This is a genomic window from Sphingomonas sp., from assembly GCF_035998645.1.
Lineage (GTDB): Bacteria > Pseudomonadota > Alphaproteobacteria > Sphingomonadales > Sphingomonadaceae > Sphingomonas.
In genome coordinates this window covers 96,780-111,593 of the sequence record NZ_DASYHL010000004.1, presented here as the reverse complement: position 1 = coordinate 111,593, position 14,814 = coordinate 96,780, and the positions used below count along the sequence as shown (strand labels likewise).

The window sequence follows — 14,814 nt, the reverse complement described above, 5'->3', positions numbered from 1 at the left end:
TCCCGCCGCCTTGGCTCAACCCGCAACAGCCTGTTTAACCTGTGGACGAAAGGCTGCCCTGCCCCCTAGATGCGCCGCATGGCCGATCCCCGGATCATCGATGTCACGCTGGACGAGCGCACGATTCTGTGGCGCTCGGCGGATATCGAGCAGGAGCGGCGGATCGCGATCTTCGATTTGATCGAGGAGAACAGCTTCGCGCCGCAGCGCGCCTATCCCGATGGCTATGCCGGGCCGTACCGCGTCGCGCTGTCGGTGCCCGAGGGGCGGTTGCAGCTCGACATCAAGCGCGCGGATGACAGCGCTCTGGAGACGCTGATCCTGAGCCTCGCCGCATTCCGCCGCCCGATCCGCGATTATTTCGCGATCTGTGACAGCTATTTCCAGGCGATCCGCAGCGCGACGCCGACGCAGATCGAGACGATCGACATGGCGCGGCGCGGCATCCATGACGAGGCCGCGCGGCTGTTGATGGAGCGGCTGGACGGCAAGATCGCGGTCGACCATCCGACTGCGCGGCGGCTGTTCACGCTGATCTGTGTGTTGCACATCAAGGCATGAAGGCGGTGCGCATCTGGGCCGGGATTGTCCTCGCGCTGGCGCTGGTCGGCGTGTGCGCGTGGATGTGGGCGATTGCCTGGGCTCCGCCACGCAGCGACTATGCGCAGCAGGGCATCGACGTGTCGGACGAGGCGGGGAAGATCGACTGGTTCACTGCGCGCAGCAGCAGCCTCGACTTCGCCTATGCCCGCGCAACGGTGGGCGCCGATGTGCGCGACGCACTGTTCGCGGAGAATTGGGCGGGCATCTATGAGGCGGGGGTGCGGCGCGGGGCGCTGCATGCCTATTCGCTGTGCCAGCTGGCGAGCGATCAGGCGGGGAATTTCACCGCGACCGTGCCGCGCGACGCCGATGCGCTGCCGGTGGCGATCGAGCTTGGCTTTCGCGACGATTGCCCCGCCCGGCCCGAGCGCGACGTGGTGCTGGGCGAGGTGCGCCAGCTCGCCGCGACGATCGAGACGCATAGCGGCAAGCCGGTGATCCTGCGCATCACCCCGGAGTTCGAGGCGCACTATCAGATCAGCGGGGCGATCGACCGCCCGCTGTGGAGCACCGGCATGTTCTTCCCGCCCGCCTATTCCGCCCGCCCGTGGCGTCTGTGGCAGGCCAGCACCATCCGCCGCATCGAAGGGGCCGAGCGCCCCGTGAACTGGAACGTGATCGCCCCATGACCGAGACCGAAGCCCCCCGCCTGATCGCCGCCGCGCGTGAGGCCGCGCGCAAAGCCCATGCGCCCTATTCGAACTTCGCGGTCGGCGCGGCGCTGCTGATGACCGATGGCAGCATCGTCACCGGCTGCAATTTCGAGAATGCGAGCTATGGCCTTTCGCTGTGTGCCGAGACGGTGGCGACGGCGCGGGCGAATGCCGAGGGTCGGCTGCGTGAGGTGGTCGCGGTCGGGATCATCGGGGGGATGATGACCGACGGCGTGGCGCATGGCAGCGACCCGATCCGCCCGTGCGGCCGGTGCCGGCAGGTATTGAATGAAGCTGCACAGCTGGGTGGTCGCGACCTTGCCGTGTACTGCGCCGGGGCCGAGGGCGAGGCATATGAGACGCATCGGTTGAGCGATCTGTTGCCGCATGCGTTTGGGCCGGGGAATTTGGGGATTGGGTAAACCGGTTCGCATACCCAGGGCCCGTTTGTGCTGAGCTTGTCGAAGCACCTGCGCCACGCCTCGAGATCAGCCTGCCGCCCTTCGACAAGCTCAGGGCAAACGGAGGTGGGGCGGAAACTTCGCAGCTTGGTGCGACTGAACCGTTCCGTCCGCCTGGAATCCGGATTACAGCCGACGATATGAGCATTCTTTCCGACATCTGGATTCGCGAACAGGCCCTCAATCACGGCATGATCGAGCCGTTTGTCGAGGCGCAGCGGCGGGAGGGGTGTATCTCGTACGGCCTGTCCTCCTATGGTTATGACGCGCGGGTGGCGGACGAGTTCAAGATCTTCACCAATATCGACAGTGCGGTGGTGGATCCGAAAGACTTTTCGTCGACCAGCTTTGTCGATCGCCAGACCGATTGCTGCATCATCCCGCCCAACAGCTTCGCGCTGGCGCGGACGGTCGAGTATTTCCGGGTGCCGCGCGACGTGCTGGTCATCTGCCTTGGCAAATCGACCTATGCGCGGTGCGGGATCATCGTGAATGTGACGCCACTCGAGCCCGAATGGGAGGGACATGTCACGCTGGAGTTTTCCAATACAACGCCGCTGCCCGCGAAGATTTATGCGAACGAGGGCGCGTGCCAGTTCCTGTTCCTCAAGGGGAACGAGCCGTGCGAGACGAGCTATGCCGACCGCGCGGGCAAATATATGGGCCAGCGCGGGGTTACGCTGCCGCGGCTTTAAGGGGTCGCCGGCAGCGATTGCGCTCCCCTCCCGGAACGGGAGGGGTCGGGGGAGGGGCGCGCGTCGCGCTTCAGAGACTCCCACCGGTCAGGAAGAAAAGCGACGGGCGGGGCATCGAGCCCCGCCCACCGCTACACCCTCCCCTAGCCCCTCCCTTTCAGGGAGGGGAATAAAAGGTCGATCAAGCCAATGGGCTCGCCCGGGGTATCAAGCTCTAGCGACCCGCCATCTGCTGAGAATCGAGCAGGCGGATGCCGCGCTGGGCGACGGCGTGCGAGGGGGCGATCTGGCCGTCGCTGACGTCCATTGCGACCGGCTTTTGCGCCAGCACGCGGTGGTACAGCGCGCGCGCCTCGCTTACTCGACCGGTGCGGGCATAGACGGCGGCGAGGTTCAGCATCACTTCGGGACGGGTCGGGAAGATGCGCTGTTCAGCCAGCAGCTGCCGTTCGGCGAGGTCATGGTCGCCGGCCGCGATGGCGAGATGGGCGTTGGGCTGTTCGGTCGTCTGGGCCTGCACCGCCGGGGTCAGCGCCAGCGGCGCAGCGACGACAATCGAGGCGAGCAACTTACGCATCTGCACTCTCTCCTAATATTACATTTCAATGACACAAACGTGTCACTAATGTTTCATGAGAGCAAATGCGTTGATTGCAATCGACCGTCCGCGGGCCATCGCGTTGAAAGGACAACAAAAAAGGGCGGCCTAAGCCGCCCTTTGATGCTTCCACTGGTCGCCGGAGCGATCAGAAGTCGTTGCGATACTGCTCGTTGCCGACGAAGCCAAGCTTCGTGACCGCCGACCGCTTGATGATCGCCAGCACCTCGTCGACGCGCTCATAGCGCGCCAGCGGGTTGGGCTGGAAATGCAGTTCGGGTTCCGGCGAGATCTGAAGGCTCGCATCCAGATACTGACGCAGCGTGACGTCGTTGACCTCACTACCGTTCCAATAGATGCGACCATCGGGTTCGATCGTGATCTTGTTCTTGGTCGGCTCCACCGGAGGCGGAGTCTGCGGTCCCTGATTCTGGGGAAGGTCGACCTTCACCGCGTGGGACTGGGGCGGGATGGTGACGATCAGCATGATGAGGAGAACGAGCATGACGTCGATCAACGGCGTCGTGTTCATTTCCATCATCGGCTCGCCATCTTCCTGGCCGGCGCTCATTGCCATGACGTGTACTCCTGAACCTTGGGCTTACTGGGCGGCGCCCAGCTGCGGCTGCGAGATGAAGCCGACTTTGACGAAGCCCGCATTCTGCATCGTATAGACCACGCCGCCGATGCACTTGTACGGCGTATTGATATCGCCGCGGATGTGCACTTCGGGAATGTCGTCCGGCTTGAGGTTGGCCTCGCCGATCGAATCGACCACCGCCTTGAGGTTGTCGCTCGCACGCTTGAGCAACTCGGTGCTGGTGATCGGCGTCATCTGCCAGAACACCTGGCACGTACCGTTCTCGTCCGCGCGCACCGCGAGCAGCACGTTTTCCTTCTTGGTTTCGGTCGGTTCGAACTGCGTCTTGGGCAGCTCAAGCTCGACTGACTGAATCGCGACGGGGATCGCGATCAGGAAGATGATGAGCAGAACCAGCATGACGTCCACCAGAGGCGTCGTGTTGATGTCCGACATCGGTTTGTCTTCGGCGGAGCCTCCGCCAGTACTCATCGCCATTGGCGCAATCCTATCTTTCGCATCCTGTCCCCGGACCCAGTTGGCCCGATGGCTGACCGTGCGGGGCGGCGCGCCGCCACCGCACGGTCGTCAGTCGAAGCTTCAGGCCTTGGCAGTCGTCGCGACCGGCGGCGCCTTCGGCGCAACCTTCGCACCCTTCACGGTCGGACGCACGCGGCCGTCCGAAGCCAGGTAGCCGAGCACGTCGTTCGAGAAGCCGCTGAGGTCTTCTGCGATCGACTTGTTGCGGCGCTGCAGCCAGTTGTAGGCGAGCACTGCGGGAACCGCGACGACGAGGCCGAGCGCGGTCATGATGAGCGCTTCACCGACCGGGCCGGCAACGGTGCCGATCGACGCGTCGCCCGCTGCACCGATCTTGATCAGTGCGCGGAAGATGCCGACGACGGTACCGAACAGACCGATGAACGGTGCGGTCGAACCCACGGTCGCGAGGAAGGCGAGACCGCCACCCAGCTGCGAGTTGATCGCGTCCTGCGAACGCTTGAGCGAGCCGTGCAGCCAGTCATGCGCTTCGATCGGATCGGTCAGTTCCTTGTACTGGTCCTGGGCGAGCAGCGCGTCGTCGACGATCTGGCGATAGGCCGAGTTCTTCTCGAGCTTCGCAGCGCCTTCACGCAGGCTGCCGGCCTGCCAGAAGGCAGCGCGGACGCGCTTGTACTGGTTCATCACCTTCTGCTGTTCGAACACCTTGGTGAACAGGATGTAGAGCGAGAAGAACAGCATGACGGTCAGGATGATCGCGGTACCCCAAGCGATCACGCCGCCTTCGTTCATCGCGTGCAGGATGTCGAAGTTCGCGGCGGGGGCCGGGGCGGCGGCGGCTCCGGCGAGGATGGTGGTGAACATGTGCGGTTCTTTCCCTTGAGATAAAGATAAAGATTGTGATGTCAGTAGTGAGGCCAGGCGCGCGAGGCGCGCCCGCCCGTCAGTCTTCCAGCTGCCAGCGGAACCGTAGTGACTTGGTACCGCCAGAGACCGCGTTCCCGGCCGCGTCGAGCGCAGGCGAGTAGCGACCGCGACGGGTCACAAGACTACAGGTCGCACTGTCGAGCGCGGACGAGCCCGACGATGCACTCACACGGCAATTCTCGATCCGCCCCTGGGCGTTGATCGTGAAGGTGATGCCGACCGACCCTTCGTCGCCGGCGCGACGCGCGGCGGGCGGATAGTCATCCGGTGTCACCCACGAGCCGGGGTTGCCGCGTGCGGCCGCAGCCTTGCTGATCGCAGGCGGCGGTGGCGGCGGTGGCGGCGCGGGCGGAGCCGGCGGCGCGGGCGGCGTCGGCGGCTGGCTCGGCGGAATCACGTTCGACACGCTCACCGGCGGCGGAGGGGCAGGAACCTGAACGATCGGCTTCTGCACCACGACGGTGGTAGGCGGCGGCGGGACCGGAGAGTCCGGCGGCGGCGGCGGGGGAGGCACCTCCTCAGGTGGGGGCGGCGGTTCCTGGACGTCGAAGACTTCCATCTCCTCCGCCTTTTCCTTGATATATTTGTAGGCAAGCCCGGTCACGAACACGTACCCGAGAATGGCGAGGATGACCGAGACGAACACGATCGCCACGACCCGACTGCCTCCTACATCACGATCTGCGTAGGCCATTCAGCAACTAAACTCCTTCGTTCGCCGCGCCGTTGCCCGGCACCCTGGCATCATTATCGGCGTGGCTCTCCCGGTCGGGCAATCGTAAGACCGACCGGCGGCGGCGCGAGTCCTATCGCGGCGTTTTGCGGGACGCAAACGCTTTGTCGGACGCAATAAACGTATAATCCGCACGTGGCAGAAATATTTCTGTATGCCAGCGAGACATCTGCGTAGAATGAATCACATGTTTCGTACCCGTATCGTTGCGCTTTGTGCCGCATTTTGTGCGGCTTCTCCGTCGCTCTTGCCGGAGGCCTCGGCCCAGCTGGTGGCTGAATCCGGGGTCGTTCTCCCACCCTATGCGCAGGTCGCCGATCTGGTGATTGGTGCACCCGCGATCGTCGATGCGCGCATCCGCAGCGCGACGCGAATCAAGGGGCCGGAGGCCGCGAACGTGCCCGCCGGGCATCTGCGATTCTATGTTGAGGCGGATGTGCTGGCGCTGATTCGCGCCGATGCGGCGATGGCGACGCGCGTCGGCTATGTCGTCGATGTGCCGCTCGATGCGCGCGGGCGGGCACCCAAGCTCGCCAAGCGCCGCGTATTGCTGTTCGCGCGCCCGGTCGCGGGTCAGGCGACGATGATCCAGCTCACCACGCGCGACGCCCAGCGCGACTGGAGCGCAGATCTGGACGCACTGGTCCGTCGGATCGCGCGTGACGTGATCGCCCCCGATGCGCCGCCGGCGATCACCGGGCTTGGCAACGCATTCCATGTTCAGGGATCACTGCCGGGCGAGGGCGAGACGCAGGTGTTCGTCCAGACCGCGACGGGCGCGCCGATTTCGCTGTCGATCCTGCGGCGGCCGGGGGAGCAGCGCCGCTGGGCGGTGGCGCTGGGCGAGATCGTCGACGATGCCGCCGCCGCGCCGCAGCGCGATACGCTGCTATGGTATCGGCTCGCCTGTGGCCTGCCGCGCGCCCTGCCCGCGACCAGCATCGCTGATGAGGATCCGGCGAATGTCGCGGCGGCGCGCGAGGATTACCGGTTCGTGCTGGAGCAGCTGGGGCCGTGCAAGCGGTAGGCGCTGATGGAGCGGCGGCTCCGGCCGAACGCTACTTGCGGTGCCGTACCAGCGTGATCCCGATGCGCTCGTCCGCTTCGGCGATGGCGAGCTTCACGATCTCGACCTCGACGCGGCGGATGCGCGAATCGCCGGTCATCAGCGTCTCGACGATATGGTCGGCGACACCCTCGATCAGCGTGAAATGCACCCCCGGCGGCAGCGCGCCGCTCGCGGCGTGCTTGAGATCGAGATAGGATTTCGACGCGTCGAGCGGTGTGTCCGGCCGGAATGGATCGCCGGGCAGCATGTCGACGGTGATCGAGATGCGCAGCGGCTGGGGCAGATGCGTCTCTTCGGAATAGACGCCGGTGAGGACTTGAACCTCGAGATCGCGAACCTGAAGCTGAAGAAGATCGTGCAACGCAAAGCCCCTCGGGGAAAATGATCGCGCGCCAATAGGCTGCGCCCCCACAAACGGCAATGGCCGTTCCGGCGGCGGCGGTCGGGCAGCGCCTTATTCCGCCCCCGCGAGGATGGAGCATGCATGGCGGGTTGCTTCGGTTTAGCGTAGGATCGACCGAGGTCGTGGGGCGTGCGACCCCAGCCATAGCGAGGAAGAAACAGCGGATGGTGACAGTTGCGGGCCACGCGCTCACCTTCACCGATTGCGCCGAGATTGGGCAGGGCGGGCCGGAAGCCTGCACGCTGCTGGTCGATGGCCGCCCGTTGGCGCGGTGGCGCGTCGATCCGCACGCCCTGGAGTATCGCGGCGGCATCCTCATCCCGGTCCGCAAATCCGGTTTTCTCACCAACGGCTATGCGCTGGCGTTGGTTGATCCGGTCGGACTGAGCGTCACACTCGTCAGCAAGATATTCGGCTATATGCGGTTGGTGTCCGTCGAGGGCGATGCGGTAACCTTCAATCCAAACGCCTATGGGAACGACCGGCGCGTGATCACGGTGCGCGCCAGATAGTCATCTTATTCCGCTAGGCCGCACTGTGTTTCGGGGCTAAAGGCGCGCGCCCCCGGCATCTGTGCTCCGGGCGGCTGGAGATTGCACCTGTTCGAGCTTGTTCCCCTGGGCGACGTGTATCGCGATGCGGTCGAGCATCTGCTCGACCGGGTGTTCGGGGCCGACCGCCATGGGCGCACCGCCTATCGGCTGCGCGCTGGGGTGGACGCAGTACCGGCGCTGAGCTTTGCTGCGGTGGAAGCGGGGACGCTGGTCGGATCAATCCAGTGCTGGCCGGTCGAACTGGCGGGCGATGATGGCAGCGTGATGCCGATGATTCTGGTTGGTCCGGTCGCGGTGTCACCCGAGCGGCAGAATGTCGGGATCGGCCGGGCGCTGATGTGGAAAGCCATCGAAGGCGCGGGCGACGGCGTGCTGATGCTGATCGGCGACCATGATTATTACGCGCAGTTCGGTTTCGACGCCGCGCACACCGGCGCGTGGCGGCTGCCCGGCCCGTTCGAACGCGCGCGGTTGCTGTCGCGTGGCCCGGCCCCGGACCGCGCCGGAACGGTGGGTCCGCGCCGCTGACCCTTTACCCCGGCGGCCAAAAGCGCCTAACGGCATTTCGATGCCGATGACCCCGCCCCCCGACCTCGCCAGCCTGTCGCTCGCCGAGATCGCGCGGCTGGCGGATGAGCAAAAGCTGCCCCCCGTCGACAGCTGGAACCCGGCGCATTGCGGGCATAGCGACATGCGCATCGCGCGCGACGGGACGTGGCTTCATCAGGGATCGCCGATCAGCCGCCCGGCGATGGTGCGGCTGTTTGCGTCAATCCTGCGGCGCGAGGCCGATGGCCGCCATGTGCTCGTTACCCCGGTCGAAAAGCTCGACATCGATGTCGAGGATGCCGCGTTCGTCGCGGTCGAGATGAAGGTCGAGGGTGTCGGACCCGACGCGCGAATCGCGTTCCGCCTCAACACCGGGGACCTGATCCCCGCCGGGCCGGACCATGAATTGCGCTTCGTCGAGCGTGACGACGGCCCCCACCCCTATCTTCAGGTCCGCCGTGGGCTGGAGGCGCTGGTCGCGCGGCCGGTCTATTATGAGCTGGCCGCACTCGCGCTCGACAATGGCTCGGAGCCGCCGGGCGTGTGGAGCAACGGCGCGTTCTTTGCGATGGCCCCGGCGTGACGCTGGCGGAGCGGCTGCGCGCGGCGCTGGATGCCGAGCATGACGAGGCGCCCGAACTGATCGTCGGCGATGTCCTCGACGAACCCGCGGCTGCGGATGGCGTGCCGATGCCCGCTGCAGTGCTGGTCGCGGTAACCAACCGCCCCCGCCCCGGCCTGATCCTGACCCAGCGCACCGACACGCTGCGCCGCCATGCCGGGCAGGTCGCCTTTCCCGGCGGGCGGATCGACCCCGAAGACGCCGATGCGACCGCCGCTGCCTTGCGCGAAGCCCACGAGGAGATCGGGCTGGAGCCCGACGCGGTCGAGCTGGTCGGGCTGGCCGATCGCTATCGCACCGTCACCGGGTTCGAAGTGCAGCCCATTGTCGCGGTGATCCCGCCCGATCTGGTGCTGACGCCGCAACCGGGCGAGGTTGCGGCGATTTTCGAAGCGCCGCTCGACTATGTGCTCGATCCCGCCAACCAGCTGCAATCCAGCGTCGAATGGCAGGGCCGCGACCGGCATTTCTACGAGATTTTATGGCAGGATTTCCGGATCTGGGGCGCGACCGCAGCGATGCTGGTCAATCTGTCGCGGCGGCTCAAATGGACACCCTGACGCTGCCCGACGCGCCGTGGCGGCACTGGCCCGGCCTTGACCGGCTGACGGGTGCGCTGGGGGCGGGCAATGCGCGCGTCGTGGGCGGCGCGGTGCGCGATACGCTGCTCGGCATCGCGGTGTCCGACCTCGACATCGCCACCCCGCTCGACCCGCAAGAAGTGATGCGACGGCTGGAGGGCGCGGGGATCAAGGCCATTCCGACCGGGCTTGCGCATGGCACGATCACGGCGGTCAGCAGCGGGACGGTGGTCGAGGTGACGACGCTGCGCCGCGACCTGACCACCGATGGCCGCCGCGCCACCGTCGCCTTCACCGACGACTGGAAGGAAGACGCGGCGCGGCGCGACTTCACGATGAATGCGCTCTACGCCGACCCGGAAACGGGCGAGATTTTCGATTATTTCGGCGGGCGCGCCGATCTGGCGGCCCGGCATGTCCGGTTCATCGGCGACCCGCTGCGCCGCATTGCCGAGGATCATCTGCGCATCCTGCGCTTCTTCCGCTTCCTGGCGCGGTTCGGGGACAGCCCCGATGCGGAGTCGCTCGACGCCTGCACCGCGCGCGCCAACGACCTGATGGCGCTGTCGCGGGAGCGGATTGCCGACGAACTGCTCAAGCTGGTGGTGGCGAAGGACGCGGTGCGGGTGATCGCGCTGATGCTGGAACGCGGCATTTTTCGCCCCGTTCTGCCCGAAATCGTGTCGGTCGAGCGATTCGCGCGGGTCGGGGTGCTGGAGGCGCAGGCGGGGCTTGATCCCGACCCGATCCGTCGGCTCGCCGCTCTGCTCCCCGCCGATGCGGCCATCGCCGAAGCGGTCGGCGCCCGACTCAAACTGTCCAATATCCAGCGCAAGCGGCTGATCGGCGCGACCGAAGCCGATCTGCTGGGGTCGCCGCGCAGCGCCGCTTATCGGCTTGGCCGCGAGGAGGCGATCGATCGCCTGTTCCTGTTCGATGCAAATGGCGCGGTGGATGCTGCGCGCGACCTGACCGGATGGGACATTCCGCGCCTTCCGCTGAGTGGCGGTGCGCTGATCCAGCGCGGGCTGAGCAAGGGGCCGGACGTGGCGCGGGCGCTGCGTGCCGTGGAGAGCCAGTGGGTCGAAGAGGGGTTTCCCGATGCTGCGCGCCTCGGGGAAATCGCCGACGCGGTGGCGGATCAGGCGTTGCGTTCGAGCAGCAGCGAATAGGCCTGATCGATGCACAGCGGGCGCGAATAGAGGAAGCCCTGCCCGTAATTGCAGCCCAAGGCCGCAAGCGTCTGGGCGAGTTCGTTGGTCTCGATCCCCTCCGCCGTGGTCTTCATGCCGAGCGCCTGGGCGAGGCTGAGGATCGCGCGCACGATCGCCACCTTGTCGCGGTCGGCGAGCATGCCCGACACAAAGCTGCGGTCGATCTTGAGCACGTCGATCGGCAGCTTCTGAAGATAGGCGAGGTTGGAATAGCCGGTCCCGAAATCGTCCATCGCCAGCGTGGTGCCGAGTTCCTTGAGCGCCTGCATCGTCTGGGCGATGCGGTCGGGATCGGTGACGAGCGCGCTTTCGGTGAGTTCGAGGGTGATCTTGCTGCCATCGACGCCATTGGCCTCAAGCGCGGCCTGGACCATCGGGGCGATCTGGTCGCGCTGCAGCTGGATCGCCGAGAGGTTGACCGCGACCTTGATCCCGCAATCGCCGCCAGCCTTGGCATCCCACACTGAAATCGCGCGGGCGGCCTCATGCATCGCCCAGCGGCCGAGCGGGACGATCAGGCCCGATTCCTCGGCAACCGGGATGAACTCGACCGGGGACAGGGCGATGCCACTCTCGGTCGTCCAGCGCGCCAGTGCCTCGAACGAGACGATCTTGCCCGAGGCGAGGTCGCAGATCGGCTGGAAATTGAGCGTCAGCCCGCCATTGTCGAGCGCGCGGCGCAGCTCGGTCTCGATGCTGAATTCCTGGCGCACCACGTCGAACGCGCGGGTCTGATAGACTTCGGTGCGGCCCGATTTCTTCGCGCGCTTCATCGCGAACTGGGCGTGGCGGATCAGCTCTTCGGCGTCGCCGCGCTCGCCTTCGCCGATCGCGATGCCGATCGCGCAATCGACGCGGATTTCGAAGTCCGACAGGCGGAACGGGGTGGTCAGCGCGTTCTGGATGCGCTTGGCGACATGGAGCGCGTCCTGCAGCCCTTCATCGAGTTCGAGGCGGATCGCGAATTCGTCGCCGCCGGTGCGTGCCAGCACGTCATGGCCGCGCAGCGCGCCCTTGACCCGGCGCGCGACCGAAATCAGCAGCTCGTCGCCAGCGAGGCCGCCCATGCACGCATTGATGCGGCTGAACCGGTCGAGATTGATCACGAGGATGGCGAATCGCTCTATCCCGACGCGCTCGATCTCGCTTTCCAGATCCTCGCCGAACCCGGCGCGGTTGGTCAGGCCGGTCAGGCTGTCGGTCAGCATTTCGCGGCGCAGGCTGCGCTGGGTCCGTAGTTCCGATGTATGGTCGATCAGCGTGACGAGGCATTGGCCAAGATGCCGGTCCATGCTGCGCCGGGAGATGCGGACGCGGAAGAAGCGCGCGTCGACCGCGTCGCCCAATTCCCAGTCAAACTCGCTCTCGGTCGCGTCCGAATCGAGGAAGGCGACGATTCGCGCGCCCAGATGCCGGATCACCGGCGACTGCTCTGCGGTCGTACCAAGCCCGGAAAGCCGGAACGGGCGGTTGACCGATTCGAATACCAGTCCACCGGCAGTACGTTCGACCAGCGCAGCGGGGATCGGCAGCAGATTGAGCAACTGCGCCGAGTGCGCCGGGCCGAGCACGCGCGGGTCCTGCCCCGTCACGAGGACGGGCGCGGGGACTGGCTTGTCCTTACGGCGGCGCGAGAGCAACATCACCAAAGCGGGTTAGGCGCATTTGGTTAAACGGACCTGAAGAGCGCCCCCCTGAATCCGCCTGTTCGCCACCAAAAAGCGCGATTTAGAAGCGGTTATCGCGCGGGAAACCCACCGGCGGCATCCGTCCGGCCGCCCCGCGCGCGGCGCGCCACGGGGCAAGGTCCGATTCGGTGCGCGTCCGCCCCTGTTCGCCGCCCATCCGCCAGCTGAGGCCATCGGCGAAGCGGAAGGTGATCGCATCGGACAGCCCGCCGTCGCGATACCGCTGAAGCTGCACCCCCTGCCCGCGCGCCAGTTCGGCGAGTTCGGCGATCGGGAAGACCAGCATCTTGCGGTTGTCGCCGATCACCGCGACGTAATCATCCTCACCGCCCAACGGCCGGACCAGCTTGAGCGCGGCGCCGCTGCGCGGGGTCACCACCTGCTTGCCCTTGCGGGTTTCGGCGATGACATCCTCGGTCTTGACCAGGAAGCCGCGCCCGTCGCTGGCCGCGACCAGCAGCTTTGGCGCGGAGCTGGCGGGGAGCAGCCCGACGATGCCGGTGCCCCCGTCGAGATCGATCAGCAGCCGCACCGGCTCGCCAAAGCCGCGTCCGCCGGGCAGCTTGTCGGCCGCCAGCGTGTAGAAGCGGCCATTTTCAGCCGCGAGCAGCAGCTTGTCGGTCGTCTGGGCGTGGAAGGCGATGAACGGGCCATCGCCTTCCTTGAACTTCGCGGTCTCTGCGCTGGCCAGTTCGGCATGGCCCTTCATCGCGCGGATCCAACCGCGCTGCGACAGGATCACGGTGATCGGTTCGCGCTCGATCATCGCTTCGAGCGGGATTTCGCGCGCGGGGGCCGCCTCGGCCACCACCGTCCGCCGCGCGCCGAGCGCGGTCTCGGGGCCGTAGCGGTCGCGCACCTTGGTCAGGTCGCGCTTCATCCGCGTGCGCTGCCGCGCCTCGCTCGACAACAGCGCCTGCAGCTCGGCCTGTTCCTTGGCGAGGGCATCGCGCTCCTTGCGCAGTTCCATTTCCTCGAGCTTGCGCAGCGCGCGCAGCCGCATGTTGAGGATCGCCTCGGCCTGGCGGTCGGTCAGCTCGAACTCGGCCATCATCACCGGCTTGGGCTCATCCTCGGTGCGGATGATCGCGATCACCCGGTCGAGGTTGAGGAAGGCGATGATATAGCCTTCGAGCAGCTCCATCCGGTCGGCGATCTTTTGCAGCCGGTGCTCGCTGCGGCGGCGCAGGACGATGAACTGGTGGTCGACCCAGGCCGACAGCGCTTGCCGCAGGCTCATCACGCGCGGCGTGCGCTGCGCGTCGAGGACGTTGAGGTTGAGCGGCACGCGCACCTCAAGGTCGGACAGGCGGAACAGGCTTTCGATCAGCGTGTCGGGATCGACCGTGCGCGCACGCGGTTCGAGCACGATGCGGATCTCTGCATCCGATTCGTCGCGGACATCGGCGAGGATCGGCAGCTTCTTGTCGTTGATCAGGCCCGCAATCTGCTCGATCAGCTTGCCCTTCTGCACCCCGTACGGGATTTCGGTGACGACGATCTGCCAGGTGCCGCGCCCCTGATCCTCAAGCCCCCATTTGGCGCGCACGCGGAACGATCCGCGCCCGGTGGCATAGGAATCGGCGATCGATGTCGGGCTGTCGACGACGATGCCGCCGGTCGGGAAATCGGGGCCGCGCACATGCTCCAGCACCTGCGCGTCGCTCGCGCCCGGCTGGTCGATCAGCATGATCGCCGCGTCGATCAACTCGGCGGCGTTGTGCGGCGGAATGCTGGTCGCCATGCCGACAGCGATGCCGCTCGCGCCATTGGCGAGCAGATTGGGGAACAGGCCGGGGAACAGCTCCGGCTCATGATCCTCGCCATTATAGGTCGGGCGGAAATCGACCGAATCCTCGTCCAGCCCGTCCATCAGGTCGATCGCAACCTGCGTCAGCCGTGCCTCGGTATAGCGATAGGCAGCGGCGTTATCGCCGTCGATATTGCCGAAATTGCCCTGTCCGTCGACCAGCGGGTAGCGCAGCGCAAAGGTCTGCGCGAGGCGGACCATCGCGTCATAGACCGACTGGTCGCCATGCGGATGATATTTGCCGATCACGTCGCCGACGACGCGCGCGCATTTCTTGTAGGCGTCGTTCGGATTGAGTTTCAGCCCGCGCATCGCCCACAGCAGGCGGCGGTGCACCGGCTTCAGCCCGTCACGCACGTCCGGCAGCGACCGCGCGGTGATCGTCGACATCGCATACACAAGGTAGCGTTCGGACAATGCGCTATCGAAGGGGGCGTCGACGATCTGGTCGAACGGGTCGCTAAGGTCGGTGGCCATCCCGATGGCGATAGCAACGCTGCCCGTCCGGGACAAATCAGAAACGCGCCGCGCGCTTGCTTCCCGATTCGGCACAGGGTCGGAGACTCGCGCTTG

18 protein-coding genes are annotated in these 14,814 nt (G+C 66.2%); 10 read left to right on the top strand and 8 right to left on the bottom strand.

Annotation, left to right across the window (positions count from 1 at the left end; all coding sequences use genetic code 11):
* Positions 1–78: 78 nt before the first annotated feature.
* The 4 genes from VGN66_RS09985 to dcd all read left to right on the top strand — a co-directional run bounded on the left by VGN66_RS09985 (position 79) and on the right by dcd (position 2,412).
* The gene (locus VGN66_RS09985; RefSeq protein WP_327518671.1) at positions 79–561 is read left to right on the top strand and encodes a UPF0262 family protein; all 483 of its coding nucleotides are present in this window, start codon (positions 79–81) and stop codon (positions 559–561) included.
* Entirely contained in the window at positions 558–1,232 is a 675-nt protein-coding gene (locus tag VGN66_RS09980) for a GH25 family lysozyme (RefSeq protein ID WP_327518670.1), read from the top strand. The genes VGN66_RS09985 and VGN66_RS09980 overlap by 4 nt, the downstream gene beginning before the upstream one ends.
* Entirely contained in the window at positions 1,229–1,678 is a 450-nt protein-coding gene (locus VGN66_RS09975; protein ID WP_327518668.1) for a cytidine deaminase, read from the top strand. The genes VGN66_RS09980 and VGN66_RS09975 overlap by 4 nt, the downstream gene beginning before the upstream one ends.
* A gap of 179 nt (positions 1,679–1,857) precedes the next feature.
* Positions 1,858–2,412: a dCTP deaminase gene (gene dcd, locus VGN66_RS09970; RefSeq protein ID WP_294014723.1), complete on the top strand. Its 555-nt coding sequence runs from the start codon at positions 1,858–1,860 to the stop codon at positions 2,410–2,412.
* Between the two features lie 214 nt (positions 2,413–2,626).
* Here the strand turns inward: dcd and VGN66_RS09965 are convergent, their stop codons facing one another.
* The 5 genes from VGN66_RS09965 to VGN66_RS09945 all read right to left on the bottom strand — a co-directional run bounded on the left by VGN66_RS09965 (position 2,627) and on the right by VGN66_RS09945 (position 5,673).
* Positions 2,627–2,989, bottom strand: coding sequence for a tetratricopeptide repeat protein (locus VGN66_RS09965; RefSeq protein ID WP_327518667.1), 363 nt, complete (start codon positions 2,987–2,989; stop codon positions 2,627–2,629).
* 169 nt (positions 2,990–3,158) lie between these two features.
* Entirely contained in the window at positions 3,159–3,587 is a 429-nt protein-coding gene (locus tag VGN66_RS09960; protein ID WP_327518666.1) for a biopolymer transporter ExbD, read from the bottom strand.
* Positions 3,588–3,611: 24 nt separating this feature from the next.
* The gene (locus VGN66_RS09955; RefSeq protein WP_327518665.1) at positions 3,612–4,088 is read right to left on the bottom strand and encodes a biopolymer transporter ExbD; all 477 of its coding nucleotides are present in this window, start codon (positions 4,086–4,088) and stop codon (positions 3,612–3,614) included.
* A gap of 102 nt (positions 4,089–4,190) precedes the next feature.
* On the bottom strand, positions 4,191–4,955 hold the full coding sequence (locus VGN66_RS09950) for a MotA/TolQ/ExbB proton channel family protein (RefSeq protein WP_224923292.1): 765 nt from the start codon (positions 4,953–4,955) through the stop codon (positions 4,191–4,193).
* A gap of 79 nt (positions 4,956–5,034) precedes the next feature.
* Positions 5,035–5,673: an energy transducer TonB gene (locus VGN66_RS09945; RefSeq protein ID WP_327518664.1), complete on the bottom strand. Its 639-nt coding sequence runs from the start codon at positions 5,671–5,673 to the stop codon at positions 5,035–5,037.
* A gap of 349 nt (positions 5,674–6,022) precedes the next feature.
* On the opposite strand from VGN66_RS09945, the gene VGN66_RS09940 reads away from it, so the two are divergent.
* Positions 6,023–6,778 carry a hypothetical protein gene (locus tag VGN66_RS09940; RefSeq protein WP_327518663.1) on the top strand — a complete coding sequence of 252 codons (756 nt, stop codon included), beginning with the start codon at positions 6,023–6,025 and terminating at the stop codon, positions 6,776–6,778.
* A 31-nt stretch (positions 6,779–6,809) separates the two neighbouring features.
* Here VGN66_RS09940 and VGN66_RS09935 read toward each other — a convergent pair whose 3' ends face one another.
* Positions 6,810–7,181 carry a dihydroneopterin aldolase gene (locus VGN66_RS09935; protein ID WP_224923295.1) on the bottom strand — a complete coding sequence of 124 codons (372 nt, stop codon included), beginning with the start codon at positions 7,179–7,181 and terminating at the stop codon, positions 6,810–6,812.
* A 206-nt stretch (positions 7,182–7,387) separates the two neighbouring features.
* Between VGN66_RS09935 and VGN66_RS09930 the strand changes: the two genes are divergently transcribed.
* The 5 genes from VGN66_RS09930 to VGN66_RS09910 all read left to right on the top strand — a co-directional run bounded on the left by VGN66_RS09930 (position 7,388) and on the right by VGN66_RS09910 (position 10,701).
* Complete coding sequence (locus VGN66_RS09930) at positions 7,388–7,735, top strand: hypothetical protein (RefSeq protein ID WP_327518662.1); 348 nt, start codon at positions 7,388–7,390, stop codon at positions 7,733–7,735.
* An 87-nt stretch (positions 7,736–7,822) separates the two neighbouring features.
* Positions 7,823–8,305 carry an N-acetyltransferase gene (locus VGN66_RS09925; RefSeq protein ID WP_327519364.1) on the top strand — a complete coding sequence of 161 codons (483 nt, stop codon included), beginning with the start codon at positions 7,823–7,825 and terminating at the stop codon, positions 8,303–8,305.
* A gap of 40 nt (positions 8,306–8,345) precedes the next feature.
* Positions 8,346–8,909: a DUF1285 domain-containing protein gene (locus tag VGN66_RS09920; protein WP_327518661.1), complete on the top strand. Its 564-nt coding sequence runs from the start codon at positions 8,346–8,348 to the stop codon at positions 8,907–8,909.
* On the top strand, positions 8,906–9,508 hold the full coding sequence (locus VGN66_RS09915) for a CoA pyrophosphatase (protein WP_414713197.1): 603 nt from the start codon (positions 8,906–8,908) through the stop codon (positions 9,506–9,508). Before VGN66_RS09920 ends, VGN66_RS09915 begins: the two co-directional genes overlap by 4 nt.
* The gene (locus tag VGN66_RS09910; protein WP_327518660.1) at positions 9,496–10,701 is read left to right on the top strand and encodes a CCA tRNA nucleotidyltransferase; all 1,206 of its coding nucleotides are present in this window, start codon (positions 9,496–9,498) and stop codon (positions 10,699–10,701) included. Before VGN66_RS09915 ends, VGN66_RS09910 begins: the two co-directional genes overlap by 13 nt.
* Here the strand turns inward: VGN66_RS09910 and VGN66_RS09905 are convergent.
* Positions 10,671–12,386, bottom strand: a complete 1,716-nt coding sequence (locus VGN66_RS09905; protein WP_327519362.1) for a putative bifunctional diguanylate cyclase/phosphodiesterase — start codon at positions 12,384–12,386, stop codon at positions 10,671–10,673. The genes VGN66_RS09910 and VGN66_RS09905 overlap by 31 nt on opposite strands.
* Before the next feature lie 85 nt (positions 12,387–12,471).
* Entirely contained in the window at positions 12,472–14,718 is a 2,247-nt protein-coding gene (gene parC / locus VGN66_RS09900) for a DNA topoisomerase IV subunit A (RefSeq protein ID WP_327518659.1), read from the bottom strand.
* Positions 14,719–14,814: the final 96 nt, after the last annotated feature.